The following is a 15,140-nucleotide window of genomic DNA, read 5'->3' on the forward strand; positions in this document are numbered from 1 at the left end:
TTAGGTCTTCGGCATCACTGCTGGTCACCTTTGGAGCGCAGCCGGAAACGCTGGAGCTTGCCGGTGGCGGTGCGGGGCAGCGCTTCCAGGAAGACGAACTCGCGCGGGCACTTGTAGGGCGCCAGCTCGGTCCTGACGAAGGCGCGCAACGACTCCGCGTCCCGCGCCGCGCCCTCCCGCACCACGGCGTACGCCACCACGATCTGCCCGCGCGCCTCGTCCGGCCGTCCGACCACGGCCGCCTCCACCACGTCCGGGTGACGCAGCAGCGCGTCCTCCACCTCCGGGCCGGCGATGTTGTAACCGGCGGAGATGATCATGTCGTCGGCGCGGGCCATGTAGCGGAAGTATCCGTCTCCGTCCCGGACATACGTGTCACCGGTCAGGTTCCAGCCGTCGCGCACGTACTCCCGTTGCCGCGGATCGCCGAGATAGCGGCAGCCGATCGGTCCGCGCACCGCCAGCAGACCGGGCTCGCCGTCGGGGACGGGGTCGCCGTGCTCGTCCTGCACCCGCGCCTGCCAGCCCGGCACCGGCAGGCCGGTCGTCCCGGGCCGGATGTGCTCGTCGGCGGCCGAGACGAAGATGTGCAGCAGCTCGGTGGCGCCGATGCCGTTGATGACGCGCAGGCCGGTGCGCTCGTGCCAGGCCCGCCAGGTGGCGGCGGGCAGGTTCTCGCCGGCGGAGACACAGCGCCGCAGGGACGACAGGTCGTGGCCGGCGGCCTCCTGGAGCATGGCCCGGTACGCGGTCGGCGCGGTGAACAGCACCGACACACGGTGCCCGGCGATCGCGGGCAGCAGCTGCTTGGGGCCGGCCTGTTCGAGGAGCAGGGCGCTGGCCCCGGCCCGCATCGGGAAGACGACCAGCCCGCCGAGGCCGAAGGTGAAGCCCAGCGGGGGACTGCCGGTGAAGACGTCGTCCGACCGGGGTCTGAGCACATGCCGGGAGAAGGTGTCGGCGATGGCGAGCACGTCCCGGTGGAAGTGCATGCATCCCTTGGGGCGACCGGTGGTGCCGGAGGTGAACGCGATCAGCGCCACGTCGTCGCAGGCGGTGTCCACGGCCCGGTACGGCGTCGCGGGGGTCGCGCGGTTCAGGAGGTCGTCCGGCGCGTCTCCGCCGTACGTCGTGATCCGCAGGCCCGGTATCTCGGCCTTCGCCAGGTCGTCCACGGCCCGGATGTCGCACAGGGCGTGCCCCACCCGGGCGATCTCGCACATCGTCGCCAGCTCGTGCGGCCGCTGCTGGGCCAGCACGGTGACCGCGACGGCGCCCGCCTTCAGCACCGCCAGCCAGCAGGCGGCGAGCCACGGCGTGGTCGGGCCGCGCAGCAGGACGCGGTTGCCCGGGACCACCCCGAGGTCGCGGGTGAGGACATGGGCCACGTGGTCGACACGGGCGCGGAGGTCGCCGTACGTCCAGGACGGGCCGGCGAGTGTGTGGAACACGGGGCGGCCGGGGTCGGCGTGGTCCAGCAGCTCGGCCGCGCAGTTCAGCCGATCGGGGTAACGCAGCTCCGGCAGGTCGAAACGCAGCTCGGGCCATTCGCCGGGCGGCGGGAGGTGGTCGCGCGCGAAGGTGTCGACGTGAGCCGAGACGTGCATGGCGGTTCGCCCCCTTGCCGGACAGGCCTTGACGGTGGGCTCGCGCAAGCGAGCGTATCGCGTTGGTGACGACAGTCAACCGGACGCGATACCGTCGGGGGGAGAGGCGAGGGGAGACACAGGAGAGGAGAGCCGCGAATGCCCGCATTCTCGCTCGAACCGGAGCAGACGGCCTGGTGTGCCGAACTGCGCACGCTGGCCGCCGAGCGGCTGCGCCCGCTCGCCGAGAAGGGCGAGCCGGGCCGCGTCAACCGCCCGCTCGTCGCCGAACTGGGCCGCCTCGGCCTGCTGGCCCGCCTGTTCACCTCCGGCGCGCTCGACCTGTGCCTGATGCGCGAGTCGCTCGCCCAGGTCTGCACCGACGCCGAGACCGCCCTCGCCCTCCAGGGCCTGGGCGCCCACCCCGTCCACGCCCACGGCACGCCGGCCCAGCGGGAGCACTGGCTGCCCCGGGTGGCCGACGGCGGCGCGGTGGCCGCGTTCGCCCTGAGCGAGCCGGGGGCCGGGTCGGACGCGGCGGCGCTGTCCCTCACGGCCCGGCCCGACGGCCCCGGCCGCTGGCGGCTCACCGGCGAGAAGTGCTGGATCTCCAACGCACCCGAGGCCGACCTCTACACCGTGTTCGCGCGCACCACCCCCGAAGCGGGCGCCCGAGGCGTGACCGCCTTCCTGGTGCCCGCCGACCGCCCGGGACTGACCGGCGCCGCCCTGGAGATGCTCTCCCCGCACCCCATCGGCAGCCTGGACTTCGACGCCGTACCCGTCACCGCGGACGACGTCCTCGGCGAGCCGGACCGCGGTTTCCGGGTGGCCATGGGCACCCTGAACCTCTTCCGGCCCAGCGTGGGCGCCTTCGCGGTCGGCATGGCACAGGCCGCGCTGGACGCCACCCTCGCCCACACCGCGCGCCGCGAGGCCTTCGGCGGCAGGCTCAGCGACCTCCAGGCCGTCGCCCACCGGGTCGCGGAGATGGCGCTGCGCACGGACGCGGCACGCCTGATGGTGTACGCGGCGGCGACGGCGTACGACGCCGGCGCCCCGGACGTCCCCAAGCGCTCGGCGATGGCGAAGCTGCTCGCCACCGAGACCGCGCAGTACGTCGTCGACGCGGCCGTCCAGCTGCACGGCGCCCGCGCCCTGCGCCGCGGCCACCTGCTCGAACACCTCTACCGCGAGGTGCGCGCCCCACGCGTCTACGAGGGCGCCAGCGAGGTGCAACGCGGGATCATCGCCAAGGAGCTGTACGCCCACCTGGAGGCCCGATGACCGTCGAGCGCGTCAACCCGTCCGAGCTCTCCCCGCCCACCGGCTTCTCCCACGCGGTCGTCGCCACCGGCGGCCGGATCGTCTTCCTCGCGGGCCAGACCGCGCTCGACCCCGACGGCAAGGTCCTCGGCGACACTCTCCTCGAACAGTTCGAGCAGGCCCTCGGCAACCTGCTCACCGCCCTGCGCGCGGCCGGCGGCACCCCCGACTGCCTCGCCCGCGTCACCGTCTACACCACCGACGTCGCCGGCTACCGCCGCCACGCGCCCGACCTGGGACGCGTCTGGCGGAGGCTGGCCGGCCGCGACTATCCCGCGATGGCCGTCGTGGAGGTCGTACGACTGTGGGACGACCGGGCGACGGTGGAACTCGACGGGTTCGCCGTGCTGCCGTGACGTCGCGCTGCCGTGACGCCGGGCTGCCGTGACCGATGGGGACCGAGCCGGTCAGGCCGCCATGGTGAGCGGCTCGGCCGGCACCCGGTGGGGCGCGACGATCCGGCCGTCGGGCAGCAGCTCACCGGTGTCGTCGAAGACGATCTTCCCGTCGCACAGCAGACTCCAGCCCTGCTCGGGGTGTGCGGCCACCACATGGGGGACGCCGCTGTCGTGGGACGGGCACTGGTGGGAACACATGGCGCACCTCCGCATCGGACGGAACGGGTGCCTGGGCGGCACGTCCGCCGCCCGGTACGAGAGACCATGCGCCCTTGCGGGGACCGACCGGAACGGCCCGTCGCGAAGTGTGTCGACACGCGGACGACTCCGGGACCGTTCCGCGACCGTCGTGACGCGCCACCGATGGGGTGACGGTCACGCCCGGGTCCACCCGGGGCCGGTACCAGTGGAAGCCCCACCGCACGATCCGGGAGCCCCTCCATGCCCGTACGCCCTGTCCTCGGCGCGGCGGCCGGCGCCGCCGCGCTGCTGCTCACCGGGGCCGCCGCCCCGGCGCTGCTGTTCGCCACGGCCGTCGCCCCCGCGGCCGCCGCCCCGTACGAGAACGTCACGGTCGACCCGACGGGCCGCGTCGCCGACGGCGCCGTCACCCTGTCCGGGACCTACCGCTGCACCGCCGGCACGGGTCCGGTCTTCGTCAGCTCGTCCGTCAGCCGGAGCGCCCTGTCCTTCACACAGGGCATCGGCGGCACCGTCGCCCGCTGCGACGGCGCCGAGCACCGCTGGAGGAACTCGGGCCGGATCCTGGCGGACGCGGTCCGGCCGGGCATGGCCCACGTCGAGGCCGCCATCCTGGAACTCCGCTCCCACGGCGGCCTCCCGCTGCCGTACTTCCACGCCGTCCGGCAGCGGGACGTGACCCTGGTCCGGCACTGACCGTGCTCACCTCTGTCTTCTGGTCCGTCCGCCGTGCTCTTCCTCCCCGTCCTTAAGGCCGACGCCGTCGGGGAGCGTCGCGAGATGGCCACCCGTGGCGACCTTGGCCACCATCTCGGCGAGTTGCCCACAGGCTCGCGCGATCTCCTTCTGGGACTGGTTGCGCTCGCTGACGGCCGCCGAGAGGACCAGGGCGGTCAGCGCGGAGGAGCCGTTGAACGCCTGGAGGGTGATCATGTTGGTGAGCAGGTCGTGACCGGCGAACGGGCCCGCCCCCCGGGCGGCGGCGGCGATGGCGAAGGTCGACACGACCAGGGCGCAGGGCGCGGCCCCGGCCAGCTGGAAGCGGAAGGCCGCCCAGATCAGCAGCGGGAAACCGAGGAACAGCAGGGGCGTGCCGCCGGTCTCGATGAGTCCGACGCAGACGGTGGCCGCGACGAGCAGCAGCCCCTCCACCCAACGGGACGGCGGCACCCCCTTCGGCCGGTGGGCCGAGCGGAGGACGAGCAGGACCGGCGTCACCACCAGTACGCCCATCGCGTCCCCGGTCCACCAGACCGACCACGTCGGCCAGAACCTGCCCGCGGTCAGTGCGCCGGCGAGGGCCAGGGTCGCGCTGCCCGTGGTCGCGCTGACCAGCATCCCGGCGAACGCGCCGAGAAAGATCAGTGCGAGCGCGTCCCGCAGCCGGTCCAGTTCGACACGGAAACCGGCACGACGCAGCAGTGCGTAGGAGCAGACGGGCGCGAGGGTGTTTCCCGCCACGATCGCGAGCACGGCCGGGATCGACGGCCCGAGGGAGACGTTCGCCAGCAGCGCGCCGAGCGTGATCCCGGGCCAGACCCGAATGCCGCGCACGAGCAGGCTCGCCAGGGCGATACCGGTCGGCGGCCACAGCGGGGTGACCTGGCCGCGCACCAGCTGCTGGATCAGACCCATCTCGGCCGAGCCGTAGTACAGCGCGGCGACGACGCAGATGTCCAGGGCGGCCACACCGGCGCGCCGGAGTCGTTCACGCCGTGCGACAGTCATCGGGCGACCTCCGCATCGACATCGCCCCGGAATCCATCATCCGCCGGATCCATCTCATCCTCCAGGGCACCGGGCCGGACGTTCGGGGGGCGCGAGGTCAGACGCGCGGGGCGCGCAGGGCCAGTACGGCCATGTCGTCGTGACCGTCGCTGGGGTGGTGATCGGCCAGGGCCTGGACGAACTCCTGGAGCGGAAGGTCCGCGTACCTGGCGGCGAGGGCGGTCAGCTCGTCGAGGCTCTCGTCGATGGGCTGCTCGGGATGTTCGATCAGCCCGTCCGTGAAGAAGACCACGGTGGCGCCCGGCGGCACGAAACGGGAGTGGTCGGGGCGGGGCTGCTCGGTGTCGACCCCGAGCGGCAGCCCGGGCTCGGCGAACAGGTATTCCGGCCGCCGCCCGGGGGCGATCAGCAGCGGGGGGACGTGGCCCGCGCTGCTCCAGTGGAGGCGCCAGCCCGGTCCGTCCGGTTCCATGCGCGCCAGGGTCGTGGTGGTGACGGGGTGGTTCGTGATGGTCTGCACCGTGCGGTCGAGCTGGGCGAGGATCGCGCCGGGCGGACCGCCCCGCTCGAACAGCAGGGCGCGCAGCATGTTGCGGGTGGAGGCCATGGCGGCGGCGGCCTTCAGATCGTGACCGACCACGTCACCGATGACGACCGCCACGACACCGCCGGGCAGCGGAATGGCGTCGTACCAGTCCCCGCCGAGCCGGCTGGGCTCGGCAGCGGGCCGGTAGATGGCGGCGGCGGTGAAAGGCCGCAGGTCGGGCAGTGTCGGCAGCAGGAGCCGCTGGAACTGTTCGGCGCTGACCCGCACCTGTTCGAACAGGCGGACGTTCTCGATCGCGATGCCGGCGGCCCCGGCCAGGGCGACGACGACGGTCTCGTCGTGGGCGTCGAAGGGCCGTCCGTCACGCCGTTCGGAGAGGTAGAGGTCGCCGTAGATCTCGCCACGTACGGTGATGGCCACGCCGAGCAGGGTGCGCAGCAGCGGGTGGTTGGGCGGGAACCCGGCGGACGACGGATGGGCCGGGATGTCCTCGACCCGCAGGGGCTCGGGGTGGTGGATCAGGTGGCCGAGGACTCCCAGGCCGCGCGGGAAGGCGGTCTCGGCGAGAGCGGCGTGCTCCTGCTCGGACAGACCGGCGGAGATGAACTGCTCCAAGCGGTCTCCGGACTCGGAGAGTACGCCCAGAGCCCCGTAGCGGGCGCCGACCAGTTCCATCGCGGTGGTCACGATACGGTGCAGCACCGCGGGCAGCTCGACCTCCCGGCTGATGGCCACGACCGCGTCCAGCAGGCCCTGGAGCCGGTCCATGGCGCCCAGCAGGGCGCGCAACTGATCGTCGATCCGGCCCAACTCGGCGCGCAGACGTAGGTGCAGGTCGGGAAGCCGAGTCTGCCGGGCTTGTTCCCCTTCCCCGATTCCTGCCATCCCTCCGGCCTCCTCACTAGAAAACAGGATGGCATATGCCCACAAAGAGGGCGCCATGACCGCAAAGGGATGACATGTCTCGCCGCTTGGCCGGCCGCCCGGACTCTGGCATCATGCGACAAAACGGAACCAAGTTCCGGAAATTGTGGCAGGGCGATGAGGAACACTGTTCCGTGGCGGGCGCGGTGGCGAAGGGAGCGGTGCGGTGAATGACGGCGACGAGGGCGCGGGGCGGGCGGCCCGGTCCAAGCGGGCGGACGCCCGCCGCAACGAGAAGACCCTGCTCGACGCGGCCGCCGCGGTCTTCGTCACGTCAGGGGTGGACGCGCCGGTACGCGACATCGCCGCCGAGGCCGGTGTCGGCACGGGCACGATCTACCGCCACTTCCCGACCCGGGCGGACCTCATCATCGCCGTCTACCGGCACCAGGTCGAGGCCTGCGCCGAGGCCGGTCCGGCCCTGCTGGCGACCGGCGCGACCCCGTACGCCGCCCTGGGGCAGTGGATCGACCTCTTCGTCGACTTCCTGGTCACCAAGCACGGACTCGCCGCCGTGCTCCAGTCCGGCGACGCCGGGTTCGAGGCGCTGCACGCCTACTTCCTCGACCGCCTGGTGCCCGTGTGCACCCAACTGCTCGAAGCCGCGACCGCCTCCGGCGAGATCCACTCCGAGGTGACGGCCCTCGAACTCATGCGCGGCGTAGGGAACCTCTGCATCGGCGCGGACAGCGATCCCCGCTACGACGCCCGCCGACTGGTCGGCCTCCTCATCGCGGGGCTGCACCGACCGAGCTGACACCGGCGGACCGATCGGGGCCGGGTGAAGAACCTGAAACCCTCGGGCGTCCGCCACAGCAAACCATAGGTGAGTCTGAGTGCCGCTTCATGTCATCCATAGCGGCGACTGGTCGAATTTATCTTGCCCAGACAACGGATAGGGCGCTCCGGAAAACGCTGTTCAGTCGGATATCGAATATCCAGCTCCCCAGGCCGGTCGAAATTCGACGGCCACATTCAGGGAGCAGTTTCCGGAATTCCTGCTCAATCTTCCTCCGAAGGGACCGGCAAGGTGCAAGAGAACAACACTCACCGCAGGTTGAAGAGCAAGTGGAAGCGCGCGGGCATCGCCTTCGCGGCGGGGACGTCCCTGCTCTTCGGGGCGATCTACGTCAACGCGAACGCCGCGACCACCACGAGCGGCTCTTCTGCCAGTGAGTCGGCCAGTGAGTCGGCCGACGGGTCAACGGCCACGACCGCGGCTTCCGTCGGCGTCTCGGACGTGGTCGACGCGGCCAACACGTTCCTGAACACCCTGACCAGCGATCAGCAGTCGGACGTGCTTCTCGACTTCACCCAGGCGAACGCGACCGCCTGGTCGAACCTCCCCTGCGGTTCCACCTGTCGCGTCGGCATCGAGCTCAGCAGCCTCAGCGACGAGCAGCTGACCGCCGCCAAGGCCGTACTGAAGGCGGCGGCGGGTACCGGCAGCGACACCGGGTACGACCAGATCACCCAGATACTGAAGGCCGACGACTACCTGGGCGAGACCGCCAGCGGTTACGGCAGCGGCAACTACTACCTGGCCTTCCTCGGCACCCCGAGCACGAGCGGCACCTGGCAGGTGCACTTCGGCGGCCACCACCTCGCGTTCAACCTCACCTACAAGGACGGCGAGGTCGAGGGCTCCACCCCGTACTTCGTCGGAGTGGAGCCGACCAGCTGGACCGACGACGACGGCACCTCGTACGCACCCCTGTCCGGGATGTACGACGGGATGAAGGCCATGGTCGACAGTCTGAGCGACGACGAACTGACGGAGGCGAAACTCACCGACTCGTTCAGCGACGTGCTGCTCGGCCCGGACGACGACGGCGACTTCCCGGCGACCAAGGAAGGGCTCAAGGTCAGCGAACTCACCGACGACCAGCAGGCCCTGGTCCTCGCCGCCATGAAGCCGTGGGTCGACGCGGCGGACGACACCACCGCCGCCTCCGTGCTCAGCACCTACAAGTCGGAACTCGACGACACCTACATCTCGTACTCCGGCAGCACCGACCTGAGCGCCCAGGGCGACTACGTGCGCATCGACGGACCAGGTGTCTGGATCGAGTTCGTCTGCCAGGACGGCGTGGTCTACACGAGCAAGATCCACTACCACACCGTCTACCGCGACCACACCACCGACTACGGGGGAGAGTTCTCGTTCTGATGAACCGCCTGCCGATCTCACCGTCACATGCGCTGCGCATGCTGGCCGGGATCGCGGTGGCGGTGACGGCGGCGCTGCTCCTCGCAGCGCCGCCCGCCGCCGCGCATCCCATGCCGCACTCGGTGCTCCTGCTCGACGTGCACCGGTCGTCGGTGGACGCCGAACTGGACCTGCCGGTCAGCGACTTCTCCCGGGCCAGCGGCATCGACCTGGACGACCACACCACGACCGAGCAGCTGACGGCGCGAAACGCCGTGATCCGCCGCTACCTGGCCGCCCATGTGCACCCCACCACCACCCACGGCACGGCATGGGCCGTCACCTTCGGGGCGATGGCCCTGGGCCGGACCGAGCAGACCTCGACCGGCCCCTACCGCGAACTGACCGTCCAGGCCACGCTCACCCCGCCCGCCGGCGGGGACCCGCGCCGCTTCGTCCTCGACTACGACACCATCGTCCACCAGGTCGTCACCCACACCGTCCTGGTCTCCGTCCGCCAGGACTGGGCCACCGGCAGGGTGGCCGACGAGGGCCGGGACAGCGCGACCCAGGTCGGAGTCATCCGCACCGACACCCGGACCATGACCATCGCCCCGCTCACCGTCGACCTGGTGGACGGGAGCATCTGGAGCGGGACCTACGCCATGTTCCGGCTCGGCGCCCACCACATTCTCGAAGGCACCGACCACCTGCTTTTCCTGCTCATCCTCCTGCTGCCCGCACCCCTGTCGGCGGCCGGAAACCGCTGGCGCGGACCGACGGGCCCAAGGACCGCCCTCGGCCGAATCGGCCGTACCACGCTCGCATTCACCATCGGGCATTCCGTCGCCCTCGCCGTGAGCGCCTTCGGGCGCCTCGACATCCCGGCGCAGCCGGTCGAGGCGTTCATCGCCTTCAGTATCCTCGTCGGCGCCTTCCACGCCATTCGACCGCTTTTCCCCGAGCGTGAGGCCGTCGTCGCCGGCGTATTCGGTCTCGGACACGGGCTCGCCTTCTCGCTCACCCTTTCCGAGATGAACCTTTCCACCAGCCAATTGGCACTCAGCCTCGCGGGATTCAATCTCGGCATCGAATGCGTGCAACTCGTCCTGGTACTCCTCGCCCTGCCGAGCCTGATATGCCTCACCCGGCTGCGCAGGCGCTCCGAAGTGCGCACCGCCTGTGCGGGTCTGACCGCCCTCGCGGCCCTCGGCTGGCTGCTGGACCGCCTCGGCCTGCCCAGCCCCGTGGCCCGCGCTGCGGACAGCGCGGGCACCCACACGTCCCAACTCCTCCTCGTGCTCGTCACCACCGCCCTGATCACCACGCTCTGGCTGCTCGCCACCCGCCGTCGTGCCCAGGACCCGAGCACGAGGACCGGCACCCGGCCCGTGCTCCAGGAGCAGGAGGGGTGAAGACGGTCAGATGTCCCGGAAGATCTCGATCTGCGCCCCGATCGAGTTCAGCCGCTCCGCTAGGTCCTCGTAACCCCGGTTGATGACGTACACGTTGCGCAGCACCGACGTGCCCTCGGCCGCCATCATCGCCAGCAGCACGACCACGGCGGGGCGCAGTGCGGGCGGGCACATCATCTCGGCGGCGCGCCAGCGGGTCGGGCCCTCGACCAGGACGCGGTGCGGGTCGAGGAGTTGGAGCCGGCCGCCGAGGCGGTTGAGGTCGGTCAGGTAGATCGCTCGGTTGTCGTAGACCCAGTCGTGGATCAGCGTCTTGCCCTGGGCGACCGCCGCGATGGCCGCGAAGAACGGGACGTTGTCGATGTTCAGGCCGGGGAACGGCATCGGGTGGATCTTGTCGATGGGCGCCTCCAGCTTGGAGGGCCGGACGGTGAGGTCCACCAGGCGGGTGCGGCCGTTGTCGGCGACGTACTCCGGGCTGCGGTCGTGGTCGAGGCCCATCTCCTCCAGCACGGCCAGCTCGATCTCCAGGAACTCGATCGGCACCCGGCGCACCGTCAGCTCCGACTCGGTGACCACGGCGGCGGCCAGCAGGCTCATCGCCTCGACCGGGTCTTCGGAGGGGGAGTAGTCGACGTCGACGTCGATGTCCGGCACGCCGTGGACGGTGAGCGTGGTGGTGCCGATGCCCTCGACCTTGACGCCCAGGGCCTCCAGGAAGAAGCAGAGGTCCTGGACCATGTAGTTGGAGGACGCGTTGCGGATGACCGTGACGCCGTCGTGCCGGGCGGCGGCCAGCAGCGCGTTCTCGGTGACGGTGTCCCCGCGTTCGGTCAGCACGATCGGCCGGTCCGGGCGGATCGCGCGGTCGACCTGCGCGTGGTACTGGCCTTCGGTGGCCGCGATGTCCAGCCCGAACCGGCGCAGCGCGATCATGTGCGGCTCGATGGTCCGGGTGCCCAGGTCGCAGCCGCCGGCGTAGGGCAGCTTGAAGCGGTCCATGCGGTGAAGCAGGGGACCGAAGAACATGATGATGGACCGCGTGCGGACCGCCGCCTCGGCGTCGATCGCCGCGATGTCCAGCTCGGCCGGCGGGATCAGCTCCAGGTCGACGCCGTCGTTGATCCAGCGGCTGCGCACCCCGATGGAGTTGAGCACCTCCAGAAGGCGGTACACCTCCTCGATCCGCGCCACCCGGCGCAGCACCGTGCGCCCCTTGTTGAGCAGTGAGGCGCACAGCAGGGCCACGCAGGCGTTCTTGCTGGTCTTCACGTCGATGGCGCCGGAGAGCCGACGGCCGCCGACCACGCGCAGATGCATCGGACCCGCATAGCCCAGCGACACGATCTCGCTGTCCAGGGCTTCACCGATTCGGGCGATCATCTCAAGGCTGATGTTTTGATTGCCGCGCTCGATGCGGTTGACGGCGCTCTGGCTGGTGCCGAGCGCCTCCGCGAGCTGCGCCTGTGTCCAGCCTCGGTGTTGCCGGGCGTCACGGATGAGCTTGCCGATGCGTACGAGGTAGTCGTCTGCCATGGGGTTGAGGTTATCTCAGATATGAGATGGCGCCTCTTGGGGGGTCCGTTCGGGTGACGCCCTGTCAATGGTCCCTGCGTGAACGGGTGCGACGCCACCCGAAAGGTCCCGGCAAATCCACCGATGTCGTACTACGTCCGGTGCTGCTGTGCGTGTGGTGCGGGCCGTGCCTGCCGCCCGTCGTGATGGACCAGGAGTGCCGGTTGATGTTCAGCCGTACGCCGGGCAGGATCCGGAAACTCTTGCGGAACGTGAGCGGCATGTCTGCCTCCTTCGACGGTCGCCGGACTGAGTGCCGCTCAACTCGGATACCCCGTCGTGGCGTGCCGATGGGTGGCGGAGTGCCGCGGCTCCGGACGGGTCCGGGCATGACCATCCCGGCCCCATGTACTAGAGTTATCTCGACATCGAGATATCTACCGAGGCGCACCGTAGTCGCCACTCTGGTAAGGGATGCCTAACTTAGCCTTACCTTACTGGATCGGCCAAGCCGGCGTGGCGGCAGGATTGACGGTGGTACGCGCACATCAATGAAGGAGACTGTCGTGTCGGCGAACAGCTTCGACGCCCGCAGCACGCTGCAGGTGGGCGACGAGTCGTACGAGATCTTCCGGCTGGACAAGGTGGAGGGCTCGGCCCGCCTGCCGTACAGCCTCAAGGTCCTGCTGGAGAACCTGCTCCGCACGGAGGACGGCGCGAACATCACCGCCGACCACATCCGCGCCCTCGGCAGCTGGGACTCCCAGGCGCAGCCCAGCCAGGAGATCCAGTTCACGCCGGCCCGCGTGATCATGCAGGACTTCACCGGCGTGCCCTGTGTCGTGGACCTCGCCACCATGCGCGAGGCCGTCAAGGAGCTCGGCGGCGACCCGGCGAAGATCAACCCGCTCGCCCCGGCCGAGCTGGTCATCGACCACTCCGTCATCGCCGACAAGTTCGGCACGAACGACGCCTTCAAGGCGAACGTCGAGCTGGAGTACGGCCGCAACAAGGAGCGCTACCAGTTCCTGCGCTGGGGCCAGACCGCCTTCGACGAGTTCAAGGTCGTCCCGCCCGGCACCGGCATCGTCCACCAGGTGAACATCGAGCACCTGGCCCGCACCGTCATGGTCCGCGGCGGCCAGGCGTACCCCGACACCCTCGTCGGCACCGACTCGCACACCACCATGGTCAACGGCCTCGGCGTCCTCGGCTGGGGCGTCGGCGGCATCGAGGCCGAGGCCGCCATGCTCGGCCAGCCGGTCTCCATGCTCATCCCGCGGGTCGTCGGCTTCAAGCTGACCGGCGAGCTGCCCACCGGCACCACCGCCACCGACCTGGTGCTCACCATCACCGAGATGCTGCGCAAGCACGGTGTGGTCGGCAAGTTCGTCGAGTTCTACGGCGAGGGCGTCGCCGCCACCTCCCTGGCCAACCGCGCCACCATCGGCAACATGTCGCCGGAGTTCGGCTCCACCGCCGCGATCTTCCCGATCGACGACGAGACCATCAACTACCTGCGCCTGACCGGCCGCTCCGAGCAGCAGGTCGCGCTCGTCGAGGCCTACGCCAAGGAGCAGGGCCTCTGGCTGGACCCGAAGGCCGAGCCGGACTTCTCCGAGAAGCTCGAGCTGGACCTCTCCACGGTCGTCCCGTCCATCGCCGGCCCGAAGCGCCCGCAGGACCGTATCGTCCTCGCGAACGCCGCCGAGCAGTTCAAGACGGACGTACGCAACTACGTCGACGCCGTGGACGAGGCGGGCGTGGAGTCCTTCCCGGCCTCCGACGCCCCGGCCGTCGCCCCGAACGGCGCCCCGTCCAACCCGGTCCAGGTCACCGCCCCCGACGGCACGACCTACACGCTCGACCATGGCGCGGTGACGGTCGCGGCCATCACCTCCTGCACCAACACCTCCAACCCGTACGTCATGGTCGCCGCCGCGCTCGTCGCGAAGAAGGCCGTGGAGAAGGGCCTGACCCGCAAGCCGTGGGTCAAGACCACCCTCGCCCCGGGCTCCAAGGTCGTCACCGACTACTTCGACAAGTCGGGCCTGACCCCGTACCTCGACAAGGTCGGCTTCAACCTGGTCGGCTACGGCTGCACCACCTGCATCGGCAACTCCGGCCCGCTGCCGGAGGAGGTCTCCAAGGCCGTCAACGACCACGACCTCGCGGTCACCTCGGTCCTCTCCGGCAACCGGAACTTCGAGGGCCGTATCAACCCCGACGTCAAGATGAACTACCTGGCCTCCCCGCCGCTGGTCGTCGCGTACGCCCTCGCGGGCTCCATGAAGGTGGACATCACGCGTGACGCCCTGGGCACCGACCAGGACGGCAACCCGGTCTTCCTGAAGGACATCTGGCCCTCCGAGGCCGAGGTCAACGACGTCGTGGCGAACGCCATCGGCGAGGACATGTTCAACAAGTCCTACGCCGACGTCTTCGCGGGCGACGCCCAGTGGCAGGCGCTGCCGATCCCGACCGGCAACACCTTCGAGTGGGACGCCGAGTCGACGTACGTCCGCAAGCCCCCGTACTTCGAGGGCATGGGCATGGACCCGGAGCCGGTCTCCGACATCTCCGGCGCCCGCGTCCTGGCCAAGCTGGGCGACTCGGTGACCACCGACCACATCTCCCCGGCCGGCGCCATCAAGGCCGACACCCCGGCCGGCAAGTACCTCACGGAGCACGGCGTCCAGCGCGCCGACTTCAACTCCTACGGCTCCCGCCGAGGCAACCACGAGGTCATGATCCGCGGCACGTTCGCCAACATCCGCCTGCGCAACCAGATCGCGCCGGGCACCGAGGGCGGCTACACCCGCGACTTCACCCAGGCGGACGCGCCGGTGTCGTTCATCTACGACGCCTCGCGCAACTACATCGAGCAGGGCATCCCGCTGGTCGTCCTGGCCGGCAAGGAGTACGGCTCCGGCTCGTCCCGCGACTGGGCGGCCAAGGGCACCGCGCTGCTCGGCGTCAAGGCCGTCATCGCCGAGTCGTACGAGCGCATCCACCGCTCGAACCTCATCGGCATGGGCGTCCTCCCGCTCCAGTTCCCGGAGGGCGCCACCGCCGAGTCCCTCGGTCTGACCGGCGAGGAGACCTTCTCCTTCACCGGTGTCGAGGAGCTCAACAACGGCACCATCCCGCGCACGGTGAAGGTCACCACCGACAGCGGTGTCGAGTTCGACGCGGTCGTCCGCATCGACACCCCCGGTGAGGCCGACTACTACCGCAACGGCGGCATCATGCAGTACGTGCTGCGCAGCCTGATCCGCAAGTAAGCGGTCCGGCAGGGCAGTCGAGGGCCGCATCACCCGGTGACGGGGGTGCGGCCCTTCGCCGTATCCG

The 15,140-nt window shown here is 70.4% G+C and carries 13 protein-coding genes; 7 read left to right on the top strand and 6 right to left on the bottom strand.

Features of this window, described 5'->3' with window-relative positions; all coding sequences use genetic code 11:
- Positions 1-14: 14 nt before the first annotated feature.
- Entirely contained in the window at positions 15-1,682 is a 1,668-nt protein-coding gene (locus ABZ915_RS12350) for an AMP-binding protein (RefSeq protein WP_361800976.1), read from the bottom strand.
- A 63-nt stretch (positions 1,683-1,745) separates the two neighbouring features.
- Between ABZ915_RS12350 and ABZ915_RS12355 the strand changes: the two genes are divergently transcribed.
- Together ABZ915_RS12355 and ABZ915_RS12360 are read left to right on the top strand one after the other, a co-directional pair.
- On the top strand, positions 1,746-2,873 hold the full coding sequence (locus ABZ915_RS12355) for an acyl-CoA dehydrogenase family protein (protein WP_361800058.1): 1,128 nt from the start codon (positions 1,746-1,748) through the stop codon (positions 2,871-2,873).
- Complete coding sequence (locus ABZ915_RS12360) at positions 2,870-3,268, top strand: RidA family protein (protein WP_361800061.1); 399 nt, start codon at positions 2,870-2,872, stop codon at positions 3,266-3,268. The genes ABZ915_RS12355 and ABZ915_RS12360 overlap by 4 nt, the downstream gene beginning before the upstream one ends.
- 51 nt (positions 3,269-3,319) lie before the next feature.
- Here ABZ915_RS12360 and ABZ915_RS12365 read toward each other — a convergent pair whose 3' ends face one another.
- Positions 3,320-3,508 carry a DUF5999 family protein gene (locus tag ABZ915_RS12365; protein ID WP_361800064.1) on the bottom strand — a complete coding sequence of 63 codons (189 nt, stop codon included), beginning with the start codon at positions 3,506-3,508 and terminating at the stop codon, positions 3,320-3,322.
- Positions 3,509-3,751: 243 nt separating this feature from the next.
- Here ABZ915_RS12365 and ABZ915_RS12370 point away from each other — a divergent pair, with 243 nt between their 5' ends.
- A complete protein-coding gene (locus ABZ915_RS12370) occupies positions 3,752-4,207 on the top strand; it encodes a DUF6299 family protein (RefSeq protein ID WP_361800067.1) in 456 nt (151 codons plus the stop codon).
- Positions 4,208-4,213: 6 nt separating this feature from the next.
- Here the strand turns inward: ABZ915_RS12370 and ABZ915_RS12375 are convergent, their stop codons facing one another.
- Together ABZ915_RS12375 and ABZ915_RS12380 are read right to left on the bottom strand one after the other, a co-directional pair.
- Positions 4,214-5,239, bottom strand: coding sequence for an MASE1 domain-containing protein (locus ABZ915_RS12375; RefSeq protein WP_361800070.1), 1,026 nt, complete (start codon positions 5,237-5,239; stop codon positions 4,214-4,216).
- A gap of 97 nt (positions 5,240-5,336) precedes the next feature.
- Positions 5,337-6,671: a GAF domain-containing SpoIIE family protein phosphatase gene (locus ABZ915_RS12380; RefSeq protein WP_361800073.1), complete on the bottom strand. Its 1,335-nt coding sequence runs from the start codon at positions 6,669-6,671 to the stop codon at positions 5,337-5,339.
- Between the two features lie 205 nt (positions 6,672-6,876).
- On the opposite strand from ABZ915_RS12380, the gene ABZ915_RS12385 reads away from it, so the two are divergent.
- The 3 genes from ABZ915_RS12385 (at position 6,877) to ABZ915_RS12395 (ending at position 10,274) form a co-directional block, all read left to right on the top strand.
- Complete coding sequence (locus ABZ915_RS12385; RefSeq protein ID WP_361800076.1) at positions 6,877-7,467, top strand: TetR/AcrR family transcriptional regulator; 591 nt, start codon at positions 6,877-6,879, stop codon at positions 7,465-7,467.
- Between the two features lie 273 nt (positions 7,468-7,740).
- Positions 7,741-8,880: a DUF3500 domain-containing protein gene (locus ABZ915_RS12390; protein WP_361800079.1), complete on the top strand. Its 1,140-nt coding sequence runs from the start codon at positions 7,741-7,743 to the stop codon at positions 8,878-8,880.
- Positions 8,880-10,274 (top strand): HupE/UreJ family protein, encoded by a 1,395-nt coding sequence (locus ABZ915_RS12395; protein WP_361800082.1) that lies wholly within the window; start codon positions 8,880-8,882, stop codon positions 10,272-10,274. Before ABZ915_RS12390 ends, ABZ915_RS12395 begins: the two co-directional genes overlap by 1 nt.
- A 6-nt stretch (positions 10,275-10,280) precedes the next feature.
- Here the strand turns inward: ABZ915_RS12395 and ABZ915_RS12400 are convergent, their stop codons facing one another.
- Both ABZ915_RS12400 and ABZ915_RS12405 read right to left on the bottom strand, forming a co-directional pair.
- Positions 10,281-11,810 (bottom strand): UDP-N-acetylglucosamine 1-carboxyvinyltransferase, encoded by a 1,530-nt coding sequence (locus tag ABZ915_RS12400; protein ID WP_361800085.1) that lies wholly within the window; start codon positions 11,808-11,810, stop codon positions 10,281-10,283.
- Positions 11,811-11,874: 64 nt separating this feature from the next.
- Positions 11,875-12,072, bottom strand: coding sequence for a DUF4236 domain-containing protein (locus ABZ915_RS12405; protein WP_361800088.1), 198 nt, complete (start codon positions 12,070-12,072; stop codon positions 11,875-11,877).
- A gap of 283 nt (positions 12,073-12,355) precedes the next feature.
- Here ABZ915_RS12405 and acnA point away from each other — a divergent pair, with 283 nt between their 5' ends.
- Positions 12,356-15,073 carry an aconitate hydratase AcnA gene (gene acnA / locus ABZ915_RS12410; protein WP_361800091.1) on the top strand — a complete coding sequence of 906 codons (2,718 nt, stop codon included), beginning with the start codon at positions 12,356-12,358 and terminating at the stop codon, positions 15,071-15,073.
- Positions 15,074-15,140: the final 67 nt, after the last annotated feature.

The organism is Streptomyces sp. NPDC046915 (genome assembly GCF_040644935.1).
GTDB lineage: Bacteria > Actinomycetota > Actinomycetes > Streptomycetales > Streptomycetaceae > Streptomyces.